A 19,236-nucleotide genomic window follows, 5' to 3' on the forward strand; every position below is an offset into this window, starting at 1 on the left:
CGACGAACGGAAGCAGCACGACGATGCCGGGCATGTGGTGGGTGGTGGGCGCGACGGTGGTCGTCGCCCTGGTGGTGGCGTACCTGATCTGGACCGCCGGCCGGGTCGAGCGGCTCCAGTCCCGCGCGCAGTCTGCCGCCCGCGCCCTCGACGCCCACCTGCTGCGCCGCGCGGCGGCCGCCGCCGTGCTGGCCGAGCGCCGCTACGGCGTCGAGTTGTACGCGGCGGCCCGCATCGCCCTCGACGCCCGACCGGAGGAGCGGGAGGCCGCCGAGAACGACCTCACCCGGCAGTTGCGCGCGGTGCGGCTGGATCCGACCGACCCGGACTGTGAAGCCGTGATCGCGGCGAGCCGGCGCCTGGCGTTGGCCCGCCAGGTGCACACCGACCTGGTTCGCGACGCGCGGTCGGCCCGCAGTCGCCCGCTGGTGCGGCTGCTGCGGATGGGGCGTGGAAGCTCCTGGCCCCGCTACTTCGACATCGACGACCCCACGCTGAGCGTCCCCGCCGCCGACGTGCCCGCCGGCTGACCCGGCCGCCTCGCCGGCTGCCCGGCTGCCCGGCTGCCCCGGTCGCGTCGCCGGCTGCCCGGCTGCCCCGGCCGCCTCGCCGGCTGCGTCGCCGACCGGTGGCTGCGCGTGACGGCGGCCACAGTGCAGTCCACCGTGGGTCGAATTGGCTGTCGGAGCCGCGTCGACACCGTCGTAGCATGTGCGCAGCCACCCCCCGAGCACGTCGAGGAGCGATGACCCGTGCCCGAAACCACTGCTTCGAACAGCGACGCCAGCCCTGTCGTCGGCACGGCCCGCGTCAAGCGCGGCATGGCCGAGATGCTCAAGGGTGGCGTGATCATGGACGTGGTCAACGCCGAGCAGGCCAAGATCGCTGAGGACGCCGGTGCCGTGGCCGTGATGGCGCTGGAGCGGGTGCCCGCCGACATCCGCGCCCAGGGCGGCGTGTCCCGGATGAGCGACCCCGACATGATCGACGGCATCATCGCCGCCGTCTCCATCCCGGTGATGGCCAAGGTCCGGATCGGCCACTTCGTCGAGGCGCAGATCCTCCAGTCCCTCGGCGTGGACTACATCGACGAGTCCGAGGTGCTGACCCCGGCCGACTACGCCAACCACATCGACAAGTGGGCGTACACCGTGCCCTTCGTCTGCGGGGCCACCAACCTGGGTGAGGCGTTGCGCCGGATCACCGAGGGCGCGGCCATGATCCGTTCGAAGGGCGAGGCCGGCACCGGCGACGTCTCCAACGCCACCACCCACATGCGCCGGATCCGGCAGGAGATCCGTCGACTCCAGTCGCTGCCGGAGGACGAGCTGTTCGTCGCGGCCAAGGAGCTCCAGGCCCCGTACGAGCTGGTCAAGGAGGTGGCGGCGACCGGCAAGCTGCCCGTCGTGCTGTTCACCGCGGGCGGCATCGCCACCCCGGCCGACGCGGCGATGATGATGCAGCTCGGCGCCGAGGGCGTCTTCGTCGGCTCGGGCATCTTCAAGTCGGGCAACCCCGCCCAGCGGGCCGCCGCGATCGTGAAGGCCACCACCTTCCACGACGATCCCGACGTGCTGGCCAAGGTGTCCCGCGGTCTGGGCGAGGCCATGGTCGGCATCAACGTCGACGACATCCCGCAGCCGCACCGGCTGGCCGAGCGCGGCTGGTGAGCCAGGCCCCGCCGGGGCGGCGAACCGCCCCGGCGCGGCCGACCGGGAAGGAGCGGTGACATGAGCGACGTACCCGTCATCGGGGTGCTCGCCCTGCAGGGCGACGTCCGCGAGCACGTCGCGGCCCTGGCCGGCGCGGGCGCGCGGGCCACGGCGGTGCGCCGGCCCGAGGAACTGGACGCCGTCGACGGCCTGGTGATCCCGGGCGGCGAGTCGACCACCATCAGCAAGCTGGCCGACATCTTCGGCATGCGGGAGCCGGTCGACAAGCGGATCGCGGCGGGAATGCCCGTCTACGGCTCCTGCGCCGGCATGATCATGCTGGCCACCGAGGTGCTCGACGGCCGGCCCGACCAGCGTGGTTTCGACGGCATCGCGATGACCGTGCGGCGCAACGCGTTCGGCCGCCAGGTCGACTCGTTTGAGGCGCCGGTGGAGATCACCGGCGTCGGGGGTGGCCCGTTCCACGCGGTGTTCATCCGCGCGCCGTGGGTCGAGCGGGTCGGCGCCGGCGTCGAGGTGCTCGGCACGGTGGCCGACGGCCCGGCCGCCGGCCGGGTGGTGGCGGTCCGCCAGGGCAACCTGCTGGCCACGAGCTTCCACCCGGAGCTGACGGGCGATCTGCGCCTGCACGCGTACTTCGTCGACCTGGTCCGCGCCGCCGCCTGACCCGCTCTCGTGACGGGCTCAGGGCGGCGGGTGCCCGGTCACGGGGGTGCGTCGGTAGGATTGCCGAGATTCGGCAGGGCCATCTGCCCGCCACGGCTTCCACCGGGCTGACCGGCACCGTTCCGCGTGCGCCGTCGGGAGCGGGGCGTGCGCGGTCGATGCAGACGGCGGGTAGCAACGGAGGTAACAGATGTCCGGCCACTCAAAGTGGGCGACGACCAAGCACAAGAAGGCGGTCATCGACGCCAAGCGCGGCAAGATGTTCGCCAAGCTCATCAAGAACGTCGAGGTGGCGGCTCGCACGGGCGGTGGTGACCCGGCGGGCAACCCGACCCTGTTCGACGCCATTCAGAAGGCCAAGAAGAACTCGGTTCCCAACGACAACATCGACCGCGCGGTCAAGCGCGGCTCCGGCCTGGAGGCCGGCGGCGCCGACTGGCAGACCATCATGTACGAGGGCTACGGCCCGAACGGCGTGGCCATGCTGATCGAGTGCCTGACCGACAACCGCAACCGCGCCGCCACCGAGGTGCGCACCGCGCTGACCCGCAACGGTGGATCGCTCGCCGACGCCGGCTCCGTGTCGTACATGTTCTCCCGCAAGGGCGTGGTGATCGTCCCCAAGTCGGACACCAGCGAGGATGACGTGATGATGGCCGTCCTCGACGCCGGTGCCGAGGAGGTCAACGACCTGGGTGAGGCGTTCGAGGTGATCTCCGAGCCGACCGACCTGATCGCCGTGCGCACGGCGCTGCAGGACGCGGGCATCGAGTACGAGTCGGCCGAGTCCTCGCTCATCCCCAGCGTGAACGTGCCGCTGGACGAGGAGGGCGCACGCAAGATCTTCAAGCTGATCGACGTGCTGGAGGACTGCGACGACGTGCAGAACGTCTACGCGAACTTCGACGTCAGCGACGAGGTGATGGCCGCCGTCGGCTGACGGTCGACCCAGGCGGCCTGGATACACGCACCTCCCGGATATATTGTTGTTCGGGAGGTGTATCTCATGGCCAAGACCCTGCTGGACCTCGATGAGGATCTTCTGGCGGAGGCGACTGCCGCTCTGGGCACCGCCACCAAGAAGGAGACGGTGATGGAAGCCCTCCGGCAGGCGGTGGAGTCCAGCCGCGAGCGTCGGCAGCGGGCCTTGGCGGACCTCCAGGAGGTTGCCGACGAAGGTGGCTTCCAGTTCGACCAGCTTGACGATCTCGATCGATGAAGTACCTCGTCGACACGAGCGCCCTGGTCCGGATGGTCCGTCGCCAGGTCGATCCGCTGTGGTTCGACCTGGCGGCCCGTGGCCTGATCGCCATCTGTGATCCGGTGCTCGTGGAGACCCTCACCATCGCGGACGCCAAGGCGTACGACCGGGTGGAGCGCGGGCTTCGTGACGTGTATCCCTGGGTGCCGGTTCCGGACGATGCCTGGCAGGTCGTGCGGGCGGTGCGGCAGGAACTCGCCAGCCAGAGCGCCCACCAGGGCTTGTCCGTGGCGGATCACCTCGTGATTGCCGCCGCGATTCGTCTCAAGCTGGTGGTGCTCCACCAGGACGCCGACTTCGAGACCGTGGCCAGGTTCGTACCGCAACTGAGTCAGGAACGGATCACCTGAATGCCGCAGCCGACTCGCCTCGAAGGTCTGGCCGCGGTCGGCTGAGGTGTCGATGCGGGAGCGGTTCGCGCCGGGCGACGTGGTCGTCCGGCGCGAGATCCTGCGCGGCGAGGTGTGGTTCGGCTGCCCGACGATCTGCGTCGAGGATTCGCCCGACCTGCTCGCGCTCTACCTGCCGCCGGGTGCCGAGTTCGGCTTCCCCGAGCGGGGAGCATTTCCCTGCGGCCGGCACCCCTGGCAGACCGCCGGCCACACCGCCTGGACGGGGCACGGCAAGCTGATGCTCCAGCGCCCCGGCGAGGCGCACTCGGTCGACGTGTTCTGGGCCGGCCCCGACCGGGCCTTCGCCGGCTGGTACTTCAACCTCCAGGACCCGTTCCGGCGTACGCCCCTCGGGGTGGACACCCTCGACCACGAGCTGGACCTGTGGTGGGCGGCCGGCGACGAGCGGTACGTCTTCAAGGATGTGGAGATGTTCGCGCAGCGCCTGGTCGAGGGCCGTTACCCCGGGATGGCCGAGGCGATCCGGGCCGAGGGGGACCGGATCGCGGCCCGGCTCGACGCGGGGGAGCGCTGGTGGGACGAGGGATGGGCGTCCTGGCGACCCGACCCTGCATGGCCGGTGCCGCGCCTGCCCACCGGCTGGCACGCCGTGCCCTGCTGAACGCTTCCACACCGGGACAGCACTGGCGAGAGCGATGAACGGCGATGGTTGACCACGGCGGCGGAGTCACCCGAGTCGAGCGGGTGACAGCCTGTCGGTCCTGGTCACGGCTGGGATTCGATCGTCGGCGACGCTGGGTGGGGTCGGGGCCGGGTCCAGGCGACGAAGCGGGTGAACAGCTCCGCCGGGTCCGGAGGGCGGCGGTGCAGCCGCAGCTCGTCGGCGACGGCGTCGTGCAGCAGCGTGCACAGGTAGATCGACAGCCCGACGGGGTCGTGCGCGTACTCGGCACGCAGCGCCAGCTTCGCCGGCTGGCAGGGCCACGGCGCGGCGCAGACCCGGCAGCGCCACGCCGGCCGCGCCGCCTCGTGCCGCCGCAACCCGCCGCCGGCCGTCCGCAGCCCACCGGCCGTGCCTCCGGACGCCGGGTCGCGGGCCGCCGGAGTGCCGCCGGGCTGCGGCCCGACCCGCCTGGTCACCTGCGTCGTCCCGCCCGGAGGCGGCAGGTCGCGGCGGCGCGTGGGCGGCGGGCCAGCGACCGCGTGGCGTGCGGTTCCACGGGCACGGGGGTCCGCCGGTCGGGGCACGTCCGCCAGCGCAGCCCGCAGACGCACCAGATGCCCCACCGCCGCCAGTCGCGGCGGTGCCGGGGTGCCAGGGGTACGCCTCTCATGTGACCTCCTCCGTCGTGGATGGTTCACACTCTGCGCCGCACCCACTACGGTCGGGAAGGTGTGGGCGTGTCACCTCGCCGGGGTGACGCCGTCCAGGGATGTGTGGCGGAGGTGTGATGGGGCAGACGTCCACGCTGGAGTTCCTCGGCGGTGAGCTGCGCCGGGCCCGTCGCGGGCGGGGGCTCAGCCGCGACGACCTGGCCCAGCGGATCAACTACTCGGCGTCGCTGGTGGGGATGGTGGAGATCGGCCACCGCACCCCGTCGCAGGATTTCGTCGGCCGGGTCGACGCCGCGCTGGAGTCCGGCGGCTTCTTCGAACGGCTGCTCACCCTGGTGCGCGCCGACGCCGCGCCGCCGTGGCTGCGCGAGTGGATCCAGGTGGAGGCCGAGGCGACGTTGATCCGCTGGTTCGAGCCGTCGCTGGTGCCGGGTCTGGTGCAGACCGAGGCGTACGCGCGGGCGGTGCTCGCCGGGGGCGGAATGCTCGGCGAGGGTGAGGTGGAGCAGCGGATCGGGTCGCGGCTGTCCCGCCAGGCGGTGCTGTCCCGGGCGACGCCGCCGGAGGCGGTGTTCATCGTGGACGAGGGGGTGCTGCGCCGCCGCATCGCCGGAGCGGACGTGATGGCGGAGCAGTTCACCCACCTGCTCACCGTGACCGAGCTCCCCCACGTCGACGTCCTCGTGGTCCCGGCGGACGCCGGGATGCACGCGGGGCTGGCGGGCTCCTTCATCCTGGCCCGCACACCCGAGGGCGGCGAGGTGGCCCACCTCGACAACCAACTGCGCGCACACGTCACGGATCGCGTCGACGACGTTGATAACCTTCAACGGGCCTGGGAGCGGATCCGGAGCGAGGCGTTGCCGAGGAAGGCTTCCCGGGAGCTGATACGGAAGGCGGCGCAGGAATGGATCTGACAGGGGCGGTGTGGCGCACGTCGACCAGGAGCAGTAACGGCGGGTCCACCTGTGTGGAGGTGGCGACGAACCTCGCCGACGTGGTGGGCGTACGCGACAGCAAGGATCGTGGCGGGCCGGCGCTGGCCTTCGGCCCCACGGCCTGGACCGGCTTCCTCGCCGCGGCCACCACCGGCGGGCTGCGACAGCGCGGCTGATCCTCAGCCGGCTCCGGCGGCCACCACCGGCGGCAGCGGGCAGTGCAGCAGGCCGCAGATGGTGCGCAGCAGCTCGAACTCGGGCACGGTCATCGTGCCGTCGTGACTGATCACTTCGACGGTCGCCGCGACGAGGCGTTCCTTGTCGCCCGGCCGGAGCCCGTCGAGCACCGGCCAGGCGGTCTCCAGGGCGAGGACGCCGTTCTCGGGTGGCGCGTAGGGCAGGTGTGCGCCGGGTCGCAGGGTGGCGGCCCCGGCCTGGAAGGCCCGCTGCGCGGCGGCCGGATCGGTGTGCCCCGCCTGGGCGAGGACGGCCAGCAGGAACGCCGCCGCCGACCGGGCGTCGGTGAGCCTGCGCCGGTCGGTGCGCCACCGCGAGTCGGGGTGCAGCGACTCCTGGAGTTCGTTCAGCAGCAGCCGCGACAGGCAGTATTCGGAGACGTCGATCGCACCGTCGGCGTGGATCAGGCTGAAGACGGTCGCCAGCAGCGCCTCCAGCTCCGGTTCCGGGCGGTCGCGCAGCGCCGGGAAGGCCAGCTCGGCCAGCGGCAGCCGCAGCGCCGGGTGCAGGTCGGCGAGGGCGTCGGCCGCCCGCGTGGCGGCGTCGGCGGTCCCGGTGCCGTGCCGGTCGGCCAGCGCGGACCGCTGCGCCTGCCGGACCCGTGGCTGCGGGCTCAGCAGCAGGCCGAGCACCAGCGGTACGACGGCGTCGCGGTGGCGGGCCCGGTCCAGCAGGTCGGGCGGGATCCGCTCGAGCAGCGCTGTCGCGTGGGCGTACGCGGCCTCGGTCGGGTTGGCCACCCCGCGGAGCACGTCGGCCGGCGCGACGGAAACCTGGTGCCCCTCCACCGGCAGCGCCCGCCCAGCGGTGGCCGCCGCGGCGGCCGACCCGGGGGCACCGGCCGGATCGGGAGCCCCGGCCCTGTCGGGAGCCCTGGCCGGTTCGGCAGCCCCGGGCTGGTCGGCGGGGGCCAGCCCGAGGGCGACGTCCTCCTGCCGGCCCGACGGTGGCGCCGCCGACCACTGTTTCGCCAGGCGCGACAGCTCGGCCGGATCGAACGACGGTTCGAGGGCCCTGATCCGGTCGACCAGCGGCGGATGGGTGGCGAACCAGGACGCCCGGCCGGTGGCCTCGCCGAGGAGCATGTGGCCCACCTCGTCGCGTTTCGGCGCTTTCAGCTCCGATCCCTCGGCCACCCCGCCGATCTTCTTCAACGCCCCGGCGATGCCCCGCGTCTGGCGGGTGAACTGCACGGCCGAGGCGTCGGCCAGGTACTCCCGTTGCCGGGACACCGACGCCTGGATCAGCCGCCCGGCGAGGACCCCCACGTAGCCGGCGGCGATCATGGCGATCCCGACCAGCGGCAGCGGGTTGGCCCCGCCGCCTCCACCCCGGTTGCGTCCGTCGCCGAGGATGCCGGCGCGCAGCAGGCCCCGGCCGATGACGGCCAGGAAGAGGATGCCGAACAGCAAACCCATCAGGCGGATGTTGAGCCGCATGTCGCCGTTGACGACGTGGCTGAACTCGTGGGCGATGACCCCCTGCAACTCGTCCCGGTTGAGCCGCCGCAACGCGCCCCGGGTCACCGCGACGGCGGCGTCCGACGGCGTCCAACCGGCGGCGAACGCGTTGATCGCCGACTCGTTCGGCAGCACGTACACCTCGGGCACCGGCACGCCGGAGGCCAGCGCCATCTCCTCGACGACGTTGCGCAACCGGCGCAGCTCCGGGTCGGTGGTGTCGGCCGGGACGGGCACGCCGCCCAGCTCACGGGCCACCTTGCCGCCGCCGCCGCGCAGCGCCACCGTGCGGAACAGGGCTGCCGCGCCGATCGCCGCGACGGTGCCGGCGGTGACCACGCCGAGCAGCGCGGCCAGCTCGCGCGGCGGCGCGTCGGTGGCGTTGAACGCCAGCACCACGGCGAGGTCGACCACCAGCACGATGCCCACCACGGCCAGCACGAACAGCGCGACCAGCCGCACCGACAGGCGGCGCACCCGGCGCTGGCGTTCGAAGAAGTTCATCCGGTACGACCTGGCCCGGAGCGGCGGGTCAGAAGGAGACCTGCGGGGTCTGACGCTGCTGCGGGTCGTCCGGCTCGAACAGGGCCGCCGGCCCGAACGAGAACATGCCCGCCACCACGCTGGAGGGGAACACCTCGCGCTTGTTGTTGTAGGTCATCACCGCGTCGTTGTACGCCTGCCGGGCGAAGGCCACCCGGTTCTCCGTGGAGGTCAGCTCCTCCGAGAGCTGCATCATGTTCTGGTTGGCCTTCAGATCCGGGTATGCCTCGGCCAGCGCGAACAGCCGGCCGAGGGTGGCGGTGAGCATGTTCTCGGCGCCGCTGAGCTTCTGCATGGCGGCCGGATCGCCGGGATTCGCGGCGGCGTCGGCCTGCGCGCCCACGGCGGCCGTCCGGGCGGCGACGACCGCCTCCAGGGTCTCCCGTTCGTGCCTGAGGTAGCCCTTGGCCACCTCGACCAGGTTGGGGATCAGGTCGTGCCGGCGGACGAGCTGCACGTCGATCTGGGCGAACGCGTTGCGGTAGGCGTTGCGGGCGCGGACCAGCCCGTTGTAGATCGAGACGCCGAAGCCGACCACCGCCACGACGATCAGCGCCAGACACGCCAGCCCGATGATCCACTCCATGACCGCTCCCTGTCGCCGTCCGTCCTGCTGGTGATCGTACGGACAACCAGGTCCGCCCGCCGGGCGTCGCCGTCGGCGAGCAGTCCGCGACCCGGCCGGCGTTGCTCCGCGACCCGGCCGGCGTTGCTCCGCGACCCGGCTGGCGTTGCCCCGCGACCCGGCCGGCGTTGGCCCGGCACCTTGACGGGTGCCGGGCCGGACGTTACTCGGAGATCAGCGGACCGCCGCGCGGCGAGCCTTGATCACGCTGTCGATCACGTCCCAGACCACGATCACGGCGACCACGACCACGGCGACCCGGACGGCGGTGTCGGACCCGCCCTCGCGCAGCCATTCGAAGCGGTCGACGAGGTCGGGGTTGATCAACCGGTCGGTGAGCAGCAGCCAGACCAGCGGCACCGCGAACGCGAGGTTGAGCACGGCGTTGACCCCGACCAGCGGCCAGGTCCACCTGCCGGCCCGGTACTTGGCGATCTCCACCCCGATGCTGGCGACGAGGACGGCGAGCAGCACCGGCAGCCAGGACGACCACAGCGCGGGGTCGATGAACGGCAGGCCGTCGCCCTCGCCGGGCACCACCGACTGGAAGTGCTGCCAGAACAGGAACGCGATGGTGATCACGATGAAGGCGATCCCGGCGCAGGTGTCGATGAGTCGGGCGTCCCGCTCGACGGGTTCGTCGGGGAGCTGGTCGACGTTCCACGCCGGGAGGTTCAGGGGGGTGCCGAGGCGTTCCATGACCGCGAAGACGACGGTCACCCAGAAGGCGATCTGCACGGCGGTCTGGAACGCGGCGACGACGCCCTTGCCGATCGCGCCGCCCGGGTTGTCGCCGACCGTGGCGTCCAGCACGGCCACGATCACCCCGACGACGGCGGGGATGATGCTGAGCAGGGTGATCAGCAGCCGCTGCCAGACCAGGTAGTAGGCCGGCCCGATGAGCTGGAGCCGGCGGTCGGCGTAGCGGGCGGCGAGCTGGGTGGGGTTGCCCAACTCGGTGAGCACCTCCCGCTCGGCGGCGGCGGGGTCCTGCCCGGCGGCGGTCCGTCCTTCGATCATGTCCGCGATGGACGCGCGGAGTTCGGTGGCGATCTCCTCGCGACGCGCGGCCGGCACCGAGCGGAGGGTCGCGGCGAGGTAGCGATCGGTGAGGGAGGTCATCGGGGGGCTCCTTCGATCAGCCCGGTCAGGGCGGTCTGGACGGCGGCGAGGTCGGTGAGCAGGCGGTCGAGCACCGACTCGCCCTCGGCGCTGGTCCGGTAGAACTTGCGCGGCCGGCTCTCCTCGGTGTTCCACTCGCTGGTGAGCAGCCCCTGGTCCTCCAGGCGGCGCAGCAGCGGGTAGAGGGTGTTGGCGTCCACCGGGAAGCCGTGCGTGGTGAGACGTTGCAGCAGGGCGTAGCCGTAGTCGGGACGGCGCAGGGCGACCAGGCTGGCCACCACCACCGTGCCCCGGCGTAGCTCCTGGAGGTGTGTCCGCAGGATGTCGTCGCTGACCATGCGTCACACCATACTGTGTGCCACACACTAATGTCCACTGGACGATGATGTGGCGCGGGGCGGGTCGGCGGACCCGGACGCCCCGCGCCGGCGCTCAACAGGCCTGCGCCTCCCGGAAGTTGCGCTCCACGAACGAGGCCGGACCGACCTGGAAGTAGCCCACCCCGGGGCGGATCGGGTGCCCGGTGAACAGCTCCACCCGGGAGCCGACCCGCACCAGGTAGGCCGTGGCGTCCCCGGCGTCGTTGCTGATCGTCGTTCCCCTGGGGCCGTAGGTCTCCGCCAGCTCGGCGAAGGTCATCCCCACCCCCGCGCCCGCGGGGGAGTGGGGCGGGGCGGTGGCCGTACCCACCTCCACCAGCCGGCCGTGGCGGAAGGCCAGCAGCAGCACGCCCGCCCAGTCACCGGTGACCCCGGCGCGCACCACCCCGTCGCAGGTGGGGGCGGTCCAGTCGATGAGCCCGGCCGCCGACAGGCGGTCCAGGCGGGCGCCGATGCGGAACGGGCCGGCACCCCGGACGCTCAGCACGTCCGTGTCCGCCGGCCCGGCGACGGGTGCGTGGGCGGGCAGGGCGGCGGGTGCGGGGGCGGGCCGGGTGGCCGGAGGCTGCGCCGGGGTCACCGGCGACCGGGCGGGACGGTGGGGGGCCGGTCCGGCGATCGCCGGGGTGCCCCCGGCGAGGACCAGGACGGTCGCGAGTGCGACGGACGTGAGACGGTGCACGGGGATCTCCTCCTGTGGAACAGCCAGGTGTGAATGGCGAACGCCATGAAACGGGTGCTGCTCCGGTGACCGCGAGAGCGCGTCGAGGGCCGCCGCCCGGTCGTCGTGCGCGGCTGCCCCGGCGAGGTCTTCGATCCCGTCCGCGAGGCTCCTGCCGCCGTCCCCGCGCTCGCCTGTCGGTGCGGTGCACGTCCAGGCTAGGACGGGATGACCGGGGGTGTCCGGGTCGAGTCCGGCAGCCGACTCGGCCGGCTTCCCATGATCCACGCCACCGGGCGCGCGTCGCCCGCGCGGCTGATGCGTCCGCCGACGGAGCCGGCGATAGGGTAGGCCGTCCGACCAGATCCAGACCCGGGGGGCGCTTCCGCATGGGCGATTCGTTCGCGCATCTGCACGTGCACACGGAGTACTCGATGCTCGACGGAGCAGCCCGGCTCAAGGACCTGTTCGCCGAGGTCGAGCGGCAGGGGATGCCGGCGGTGGCGATGACCGACCACGGCAACATGCACGGCGCGAACGACTTCTACAAGCAGGCCATGGCCGCCGGGGTCACCCCGATCCTGGGCATCGAGGCGTACGTGGCGCCGGAGTCGCGCTTCCACAAGTCCCGGGTGCGGTGGGGCCGCCCCGAGCAGAAGAGCGACGACGTCTCCGGCAGCGGTGGCTACACCCACAAGACGATCTGGGCGCGCAACAAGACCGGCCTGCACAACCTGTTCACCCTCACCTCGAAGGCGTACACCGACGGGTTCTTCGTCAAGTGGCCCCGGATGGACGCCGAGCTGCTCGCCGAGTACTCCGAGGGCCTGATGGCGACCACCGGCTGCCCCTCGGGCGAGGTGCAGACCCGGCTGCGGCTCGGCCACGACGCGCAGGCCCTGGAGGCGGCAGCGAAGTACCAGGAGATCTTCGGCCGGGAGAACTACTTCCTGGAGCTGATGGACCACGGCCTCGACATCGAGAAGCGGGTCCGCGACGGGCTGGTGGAGATCGGCCGCAAGCTCGGCATCCCGCCGGTGGTCACCAACGACTCGCACTACACCCACGAGGCCCAGTCCGAGGCGCACGACGTGCTGCTGTGCGTGCAGACCGGCAGCAACGTCGCCGACCCGAACCGGTTCAAGTTCGGCGGCAGCGGCTACTACATCAAGTCCGCCGACGAGATGCGCGGCGTCGACGGCTCCGACGTCTGGCTGGAGGGCTGCCGCAACACCCTGCTGGTCGCCGAGAAGGTCGACCCCACCGGGATGTTCGAGTTCCACAACCTGATGCCGCGCTTCCCGGTGCCCGACGGCGAGACCGAGGAGTCCTGGTTCCGCAAGGAGACGTTCGCGGGTCTGGCCCGGCGGTTCCCCGGGGGCATCCCGGAGGGTCACGTGGTGCAGGCCGAGTACGAGCTGGGTGTCATCAACGAGATGGGCTTCCCGTCGTACTTCCTCGTGGTCGCCGACTTCATCCAGTGGGCCAAGAGCCAGGGCATCGCCGTGGGGCCGGGCCGTGGCTCGGCGGCCGGCTCGCTGGTCGCGTACGCGCTGGGGATCACCGACCTGGACCCGATCCCGCACGGGCTGATCTTCGAGCGGTTCCTCAACCCCGAGCGGGTCTCGATGCCCGACGTCGACATCGACTTCGACGAGCGTCGGCGCGGTGAGGTGATCAAGTACGTCACCGACAAGTGGGGCGAGGACAAGGTCGCCCAGATCGCCACCTTCGGCACGATCAAGGCGAAGGCCGCGATCAAGGACTCGGCGCGGGTCCTCGGTTACCCGTACGCGGTCGGCGACCGGATCACCAAGGCCATGCCCCCGGCGGTGATGGGCAAGGACATCCCGCTGACCGGCATCTTCGACCCGCAGCACCCCCGCTACGCCGAGGCCGGCGAGATCCGGGGTCTCTACGAGTCCGACCCGGACGTGCGCAAGGTGATCGACACGGCCAAGGGCATCGAGGGGCTGATCCGGCAGACCGGCGTGCACGCCGCCGGGGTCATCATGTCCGCCGAGCCGATCATCGAGCACATCCCGCTGATGCGCCGCGACTCCGACGGGGTGATCATCACCCAGTTCGACTACCCGACGTGCGAGTCGCTCGGGCTGTTGAAGATGGACTTCCTCGGCCTGCGCAACCTGACGATCATCGACGACGCGGTCAAGAACATCCAGCTCAACCACGGCAGGGAACTCGACCTGCTGGCCCTGCCGCTGGACGACAAGGCCGCCTACGAGCTGCTCGCCCGGGGCGACACCCTGGGCGTCTTCCAGCTCGACGGCGGGCCGATGCGGTCGCTGCTGCGGATGATGAAGCCCGACAATTTCGAGGACATCTCCGCCGTCCTGGCGCTCTACCGGCCCGGCCCGATGGGCGTCGACTCGCACACCAACTACGCGCTGCGCAAGAACGGCCTCCAGGAGATCACCCCGATCCACCCGGAGCTGGCGGAGCCGCTGTGGGAGATCCTGGAGCCCACCCACGGCCTGATCGTCTACCAGGAGCAGGTGCAGCGCGCCGCGCAGATTCTCGCCGGCTACACCCTCGGCCAGGCCGACCTGCTGCGCCGGGCGATGGGCAAGAAGAAGAAGGAGATCCTCGACAAGGAGTTCATCCCGTTCCGGGACGGCTGCCGCGAGCGCGGCTACTCCGACGAGGCCATCAAGGCGGTGTGGGACGTCCTGGTGCCCTTCGCCGGGTACGCCTTCAACAAGGCGCACTCCGCCGCGTACGGCCTGGTGTCGTACTGGACGGCGTACCTGAAGGCGCACTACCCGGCCGAGTACATGGCGGCGCTGCTCACCTCCGTCGGCGACGACAAGGACAAGATGGCGCTCTACCTGTCGGAGTGCCGGCGGATGGGGATCCAGGTCCTGCCGCCCGACGTGAACACCTCCGCCGGGCCGTTCACCCCCGTCGGCCGGGAGATCCGCTTCGGTCTCGGCGCGATCCGCAACGTCGGCGCGAACGTGGTCGCCGCGATCATGCGGTGCCGCGACGAGAAGGGCGAGTACGCCGACTTTTACGACTTCCTGTCCAAGGTGGACGCGGTGGTCTGCAACAAGAAGACCATCGAATCCCTGATCAAGGCCGGCGCGTTCGACTCCCTGGGGCACACCCGCAAGAGCCTGCTCATCGTGCACGCCGACGCCATCGACGCGTACGCCGACGTCAAGCGCAAGGAGGCCGTCGGCCAGTACGACCTGTTCGGTGCCGGCTTCGGCGAGGCCGACACCGGGGGCAGCACCACCGTCATGCCCACCATCGGTGACACCGAGTGGGACAAGCGCGACAAGCTCGCCTTCGAACGCGAGATGCTCGGCCTCTACGTCTCCGACCACCCGCTGTTCGGCCTGGAACACGTCCTCGGCGCGGCGGCCGACTGCACCATCGCCGCCCTGTCCGAGGAGGGCACCGTGCCCGACGGCGCGGTGGTCACCCTCGCCGGCATCCTCTCCGGCGTGCAGCGTCGGGTCACCAAGCAGGGCCGTGCCTGGGCGTCGGCCACCCTGGAGGACCTGGCCGGCGGCGTGGAGACGCTGTTCTTCCCCAACACCTACGAGGTGATCGGCCAGTACATCGCCGAGGACGCCATCGTGGTGGTGAAGGGCCGCGTCGACCGGCGCGACGACACCCCGCGCATCATGGCGATGGACATGTCCATGCCGGACGTCAGCACCAGCGCGGCGACCAAGCCCGTCGTGCTGACCATCCCCGTGACCCGGTGCACCCCGCCGCTGGTGGAACGCCTCAAGGAGACCCTGGTGCTGCATCCCGGCGACACCGAGGTGCACGTCAAGCTGCTCAACGGCGGCCGGACGACGCTGCTGCGCCTCGGCCCGGTCCGGGTGGCGCCCACCACCGCGCTGATGGGCGACCTGAAGAGCGTCCTCGGTCCCGCCAACGTGAGCTGACCCGCCGACGTGAGCTGACCCGCCACGTGAGCTGACCCGCCGGGCGCGGTGGCCCCCGCCGGGGGAGCGGCGGCCGGCGTGCGGGCCGCGACCGGCGAATTGGCTGCCGACGCGTACCGCCGGCGTGGCTAGCGTCGGGTGCGTGGAGTTGGAGATCGCACAGAAGCTGTGGCAGCCCCAGCCGGGCTGGCTGAACACCGCGACGTACGGCCTGCCCCCCGAGCCGGCCTGGACGGCGTTGCAGGACGCGCTGGCCGACTGGCGGGTGGGGCGTACCTCATGGGAGACCTGGGCGCAGGCGACCGAGCAGGCCCGCGCTGCCCTGGCCCGCCTGGTCGGGGTGCCGGTCGCCGACGTCAGCGTCGGGGCCAGTGCCTCGCAGCTGCTCGCCCCGGTCGCCGCGTCGCTGCCGGCCGGCGCCACCGTGGTGGTCCCCGAGGTCGAGTTCACCTCCAACCTGTTCCCCTGGCTGGCGCAGGAACCGCGCGGCGTGCGGGTGCGCACGGTGCCCCTGGCCGGGCTCGTCGACGCCATCGACGCCGACACCGACCTGGTGGCGTTCAGCCTGGTGCAGTCCGCCGACGGCGCGGTGGCCGCGTACGACGAGGTCGTCACGGCGGCCCGGGCCCACGGCGCGGCCGTCGTGGTCGACGCCACCCAGGCCTGGGGTTGGCTGCCGTTCGACGCCACCCGGGCCGACGTCGTCGTGTCCGCGGCCTACAAGTGGCTGCTCGCCCCGCGCGGGGTGGCCTTCGCCTACCTCGCCCCCGAGTTCCGGGACCGGATGCGCCCCGACGCGGCCTGCTGGTATGCGGGGGCCGACCCGCACGCCTCCTACTACGGCCCGCCGCTGCGGCTGGCCGAGGACGCCCGGAAGTTCGACATCTCCCCGGCCTGGTTCAGCTACGTCGGTGCGGCACCCGCCCTGGAACTGCTCGCCGACATCGGGGCGCCGGCCATCCACGCCCACGACGTGGCGCTGGCCAACCGGTTCCTGGCCGGTCTGGGGCGGCCGCCCGGCGACAGCGCGATCGTCACCGTCGAGGTGCCCGACGCGCAGCGGCGGCTGGAACGGGCCGGAGTGCGCGCCGCCGTCCGCGCGGGCCGGGTGCGGGCCTCCTTCCACCTCTACACCACGACCCACGACGTCGACCTCGCCCTGGCCGCCCTGACCGACTGACCCCGTAGCGCGGCGGCAACGCCCCCGGCCGGCCGCGCCCGGGACGGGTCGGGCGTTCCGCCGAATCGAACCCTCGGCCCGATCACCGGCGGTATCTTCGTCCTCGTCGGGCTGCCGGGCCGGCGCGGGATCCGGAGCTGCGGCCCCCGTCGTAGGACACCGACCGCCGTCCCGCCGACGATGATCCGATCCGGGCCGCATCCGTGGCGCACCCCCGCGACGAACCCCCGGTGGAGACCGTCTACCCGGGGGGTGCGTCTGGTGGTGACCGAGTCGATGCCGGCGGAGGCCGTGGAGACCGCGCGCAAGCGCCTCCTGCTGGCCGCCGAGGACCTCGACGGCAACCGCGTCGCCGCGCTGGTGGGCGAGCTGGCCGAGCAGTGGGGCGTCCCGGCGCTGTGGGAGCGGGTCTGCGTGCCGCTGCTGGCCGCGCTGCGCGGGCACACCGCCACCGAGGTCGCCGTCGAGCACGCCTTCTCCGAGGGGGTACGCAGCGGCCTCGACGTGTTCCGCCGGGGGCCCGGCCGCGCCCTGCCCCCCGGCGGTGTCCTGCTCGCCGGTGCCGAGCAGGAGGCGCACTGCCTCGGCCTGCACGCCCTGGCCGCCGCGCTGCGCGAGCGTGACCGTGGCTGCCTGCTGCTCGGCCCCGCCCTGCCCTGGACGGCGCTGGCCAGCGCCGCGCGCCGGGTCCGCCCGCACACCGCCGTGGTGTGGTCGCAGACGCCGCTGACCGGGCGCGCGTACCGCATGGTGCGCTTCGCCCGCGACTTCCCCGGCGTCCGGGTCTACGCGGCCGGACCCGGCTGGATCGAACCCCTGGCCGGCCCGGCGGAGCGGCTGGGCACGCTGCCCGGCGCGGTCGCCGCCTGCGCCACCCCGGCCGCCTGACGGCCCCGCCCGGGTCCGCGTGGCGGCCCGGCCCGCCTGCCGTCCCGACAGCCGGCGCCGGGCGCCCCGGTCAGGTCGTCGGGCTGCGCAGCCGGTGCAGCCGCAGGGCCAGCTGCACCTCCAGGGCGCGCTCCGGCTTCTGCCAGTCCGCGCCGAGCAGTTGGCCGACCCGTTCCAGCCGCTGGGTCACCGTGTTGACGTGCACGTGCAGCAGCTCCGCCGCCCGGGCGAGGCTGCCACCCACACCGAAGTACGCCTCCAGCGTCCGCACCAGCGCCGTGCCCCGCCGCGCGTCGTACTCCACCACCGGCCCGACCGTCGCGGTGAGGAACCCGGCGACGTCGGCGTCCCCCTCGTCGCCGACCGCGCCGAGCAGCAGCCCGACGAAACCCAGCTCGGCGGTGCTCGCCCCCTGCCCCGCCCGTCCCAACGCACCGAGCGCGGTCAGGCACCGGTCCGCCTCCCGGAACGTCACGGCCAGCGTCCCCGGCCCGGCCGACGGCCCGCTCGCCCCCGCCGTCACCGGCCGCTTCGTCACGCGCGCCAGGTCCCGGGCCACCGCGCGGGCGCTGCCGCCGGCGTCGCCGCCGGGCAGCATCAGCACCACCCGGCCGTCGCGGGCCGCCGCGAGTCCGCCCCGCGCCGAGGTGTACGTGATGGCCCACGACAGCACCCGCTGCCGCGCCGACCCGGTCGCGCCGATCGCGTCGTCGCCCACCGCCACCAGCACGTGCGGGGCGTCCAGGTCCACGCCGAGCCGACGGGCGCGTTCCCGCAGGGCGTCCGCGTCGCGCACCGGGCGGGCGATCAGGTCGTCGAGCAACTCGCCCCGGACCCGGCCCTCGGCCTCGGCGACCGTGCGCCGGAACAGCAGCAGCAGCGCCGTCACCAGTGCTGCCCGCTCCAGGATCCGCTGGTCGGCGTCGACCAGCTCGTCGTCGGGCCGCAGCACCAACGCACCCAGGTTCTCCGCGCCGGCCACCACCGCCGCGTACCAGAGCGGCCCCCGCCGCACGCTGCGTCCCTCGGTCCGCGACGCGGCCACCGCCTCCACGATGTCCGCCCGGTCCGGGGCGGTGATCTCACCGACCCGGGCCAGTTGTCGGCCCTGCGCGTCCAGCGCCAGCAGCGCGCCGCCCAGCACGTCGGTCACCGCCGCCGCCACGTCCTCCACCCCGCCGCCGCGCAGCACCAGGGCGGTCATCCGGTCGTGCGCGGCGGCGGCCCGCTCCACCGAGCTGCTGTGCGCCCGGATGGTGGTGTTGGCGGTGGACAGCTCCTCCAGCGCCGCGCGGGTCTCGGCGAGCAGCCGGGCGGTGTCGATCGCCACCGCCGCGTGCGCCGCGAGGGACACCAGCAGGGCGACCTCCTCCCGGACGAACGGCCGGGCCGAGCGGTTCGCCGCGTACAGCACGCCGATCGAGGTCGAGCCGAGCCGCAGCGGCACCCCGAGGATCGCCACCAGGCCCTCCTCGCCCACCCCCGCGTCGATCTCCCCGGTGTGGTGGAACCGCTCGTCCTGCGGATAGTTCGCGGTCACGTAGGGCGCGCCGGACTGGGCCACCAGACCGCCGAGGCCCGCGCCCATCGGCAGCCGCAGCCGCTGGAACCGGGCCGAGACGGAACCGTCGGTGACCCGCATGTACGTGTCGCCGCGGGCGTCGTCGTTGAGCGTCATGTAGGCGACGTCCGCCCCGAGCAGGTGCCGGGCCCGGTGCACGATCGCCCGCAGCACGTCGTCGAGGTCCCGCAGCCCGGCCAGGTCGCTGACCGTGTCGTACAGGCCGGACAGCTCGCTCTCCCGGCGGCGGCGACGCTCCAGCAGCGCGCGGACCCGCAACGCCACCGTCTTGGCCTGCTCCAGTTCGGCGATCCGGTCGGCGGGCAGCCCGGCCGCGCGGGCGGCGACCAGCGGCCCCTCGAACTCGACCGCGGCCGCCTCCCGCGCGAGCAGTTCCAGGAACTCCACCGGTGAGGACACAACCGACATT

General features: G+C 72.8%; 20 protein-coding genes. 12 read left to right on the forward strand and 8 right to left on the reverse strand.

The genetic code is table 11. The features are described 5' to 3' along the window. Positions 1-23 precede the first annotated feature (23 nt). The 7 genes from GA0070616_RS23145 (at position 24) to GA0070616_RS23175 (ending at position 4,614) form a co-directional block, all read left to right on the forward strand. The gene (locus GA0070616_RS23145; RefSeq protein WP_091091434.1) at positions 24-530 is read left to right on the forward strand and encodes a hypothetical protein; all 507 of its coding nucleotides are present in this window, start codon (positions 24-26) and stop codon (positions 528-530) included. Between the two features lie 222 nt (positions 531-752). After that, positions 753-1,670, forward strand: coding sequence for a pyridoxal 5'-phosphate synthase lyase subunit PdxS (gene pdxS / locus GA0070616_RS23150; protein ID WP_091087174.1), 918 nt, complete (start codon positions 753-755; stop codon positions 1,668-1,670). Positions 1,671-1,730: 60 nt separating this feature from the next. Next, positions 1,731-2,339: a pyridoxal 5'-phosphate synthase glutaminase subunit PdxT gene (gene pdxT, locus GA0070616_RS23155; protein ID WP_091087178.1), complete on the forward strand. Its 609-nt coding sequence runs from the start codon at positions 1,731-1,733 to the stop codon at positions 2,337-2,339. A gap of 190 nt (positions 2,340-2,529) precedes the next feature. Beyond that, the gene (locus GA0070616_RS23160) at positions 2,530-3,279 is read left to right on the forward strand and encodes a YebC/PmpR family DNA-binding transcriptional regulator (protein WP_091087183.1); all 750 of its coding nucleotides are present in this window, start codon (positions 2,530-2,532) and stop codon (positions 3,277-3,279) included. 66 nt (positions 3,280-3,345) lie between these two features. Next, entirely contained in the window at positions 3,346-3,558 is a 213-nt protein-coding gene (locus GA0070616_RS23165; protein WP_091091438.1) for a type II toxin-antitoxin system VapB family antitoxin, read from the forward strand. Then, positions 3,555-3,950 (forward strand): PIN domain-containing protein, encoded by a 396-nt coding sequence (locus tag GA0070616_RS23170; protein ID WP_091087186.1) that lies wholly within the window; start codon positions 3,555-3,557, stop codon positions 3,948-3,950. The genes GA0070616_RS23165 and GA0070616_RS23170 overlap by 4 nt, the downstream gene beginning before the upstream one ends. Positions 3,951-4,002: 52 nt before the next feature. Further along, a complete protein-coding gene (locus GA0070616_RS23175) occupies positions 4,003-4,614 on the forward strand; it encodes a ribonuclease FAU-1 family protein (RefSeq protein ID WP_091091441.1) in 612 nt (203 codons plus the stop codon). A 104-nt stretch (positions 4,615-4,718) separates the two neighbouring features. Here the strand turns inward: GA0070616_RS23175 and GA0070616_RS23180 are convergent, their stop codons facing one another. Beyond that, a complete protein-coding gene (locus GA0070616_RS23180; RefSeq protein ID WP_425412967.1) occupies positions 4,719-5,093 on the reverse strand; it encodes a hypothetical protein in 375 nt (124 codons plus the stop codon). Beyond that, the gene (locus tag GA0070616_RS27775) at positions 5,090-5,287 is read right to left on the reverse strand and encodes a hypothetical protein (RefSeq protein ID WP_139128981.1); all 198 of its coding nucleotides are present in this window, start codon (positions 5,285-5,287) and stop codon (positions 5,090-5,092) included. Before GA0070616_RS27775 ends, GA0070616_RS23180 begins: the two co-directional genes overlap by 4 nt. Positions 5,288-5,404: 117 nt before the next feature. Here GA0070616_RS27775 and GA0070616_RS23185 point away from each other — a divergent pair, with 117 nt between their 5' ends. Beyond that, positions 5,405-6,205, forward strand: coding sequence for a DUF5753 domain-containing protein (locus GA0070616_RS23185; RefSeq protein WP_091087189.1), 801 nt, complete (start codon positions 5,405-5,407; stop codon positions 6,203-6,205). Then, a complete protein-coding gene (locus tag GA0070616_RS23190; RefSeq protein WP_091087192.1) occupies positions 6,196-6,402 on the forward strand; it encodes a DUF397 domain-containing protein in 207 nt (68 codons plus the stop codon). Before GA0070616_RS23185 ends, GA0070616_RS23190 begins: the two co-directional genes overlap by 10 nt. 3 nt (positions 6,403-6,405) lie before the next feature. On the opposite strand, the gene GA0070616_RS23195 is transcribed toward GA0070616_RS23190, so the two are convergent. From GA0070616_RS23195 to GA0070616_RS23215, 5 genes are all read right to left on the reverse strand, one after another. Next, entirely contained in the window at positions 6,406-8,427 is a 2,022-nt protein-coding gene (locus tag GA0070616_RS23195; protein WP_091087195.1) for a M48 family metallopeptidase, read from the reverse strand. 28 nt (positions 8,428-8,455) lie between these two features. Then, positions 8,456-9,052 carry a LemA family protein gene (locus tag GA0070616_RS23200; RefSeq protein WP_175440185.1) on the reverse strand — a complete coding sequence of 199 codons (597 nt, stop codon included), beginning with the start codon at positions 9,050-9,052 and terminating at the stop codon, positions 8,456-8,458. 213 nt (positions 9,053-9,265) lie between these two features. Next, complete coding sequence (locus GA0070616_RS23205) at positions 9,266-10,213, reverse strand: permease prefix domain 1-containing protein (RefSeq protein WP_091087197.1); 948 nt, start codon at positions 10,211-10,213, stop codon at positions 9,266-9,268. Next, on the reverse strand, positions 10,210-10,551 hold the full coding sequence (locus GA0070616_RS23210) for a PadR family transcriptional regulator (protein ID WP_091087200.1): 342 nt from the start codon (positions 10,549-10,551) through the stop codon (positions 10,210-10,212). Before GA0070616_RS23210 ends, GA0070616_RS23205 begins: the two co-directional genes overlap by 4 nt. A 94-nt stretch (positions 10,552-10,645) precedes the next feature. Further along, positions 10,646-11,275, reverse strand: a complete 630-nt coding sequence (locus tag GA0070616_RS23215; protein ID WP_091087204.1) for a hypothetical protein — start codon at positions 11,273-11,275, stop codon at positions 10,646-10,648. Between the two features lie 368 nt (positions 11,276-11,643). Between GA0070616_RS23215 and dnaE the strand changes: the two genes are divergently transcribed. The 3 genes from dnaE to GA0070616_RS23230 all read left to right on the forward strand — a co-directional run bounded on the left by dnaE (position 11,644) and on the right by GA0070616_RS23230 (position 17,245). After that, the gene (dnaE, locus tag GA0070616_RS23220) at positions 11,644-15,177 is read left to right on the forward strand and encodes a DNA polymerase III subunit alpha (RefSeq protein WP_091087207.1); all 3,534 of its coding nucleotides are present in this window, start codon (positions 11,644-11,646) and stop codon (positions 15,175-15,177) included. A 142-nt stretch (positions 15,178-15,319) separates the two neighbouring features. Next, complete coding sequence (locus GA0070616_RS23225; protein ID WP_091087210.1) at positions 15,320-16,357, forward strand: aminotransferase class V-fold PLP-dependent enzyme; 1,038 nt, start codon at positions 15,320-15,322, stop codon at positions 16,355-16,357. A 264-nt stretch (positions 16,358-16,621) separates the two neighbouring features. Beyond that, positions 16,622-17,245 (forward strand): transcriptional regulator, encoded by a 624-nt coding sequence (locus GA0070616_RS23230; RefSeq protein WP_245712863.1) that lies wholly within the window; start codon positions 16,622-16,624, stop codon positions 17,243-17,245. A gap of 70 nt (positions 17,246-17,315) precedes the next feature. Here the strand turns inward: GA0070616_RS23230 and GA0070616_RS23235 are convergent, their stop codons facing one another. Then, positions 17,316-19,235 (reverse strand): helix-turn-helix domain-containing protein, encoded by a 1,920-nt coding sequence (locus tag GA0070616_RS23235; RefSeq protein WP_091087213.1) that lies wholly within the window; start codon positions 19,233-19,235, stop codon positions 17,316-17,318. Position 19,236 lies beyond the last annotated feature (1 nt).

Source organism: Micromonospora nigra (assembly GCF_900091585.1).
GTDB classification, from domain to species: domain Bacteria; phylum Actinomycetota; class Actinomycetes; order Mycobacteriales; family Micromonosporaceae; genus Micromonospora; species Micromonospora nigra.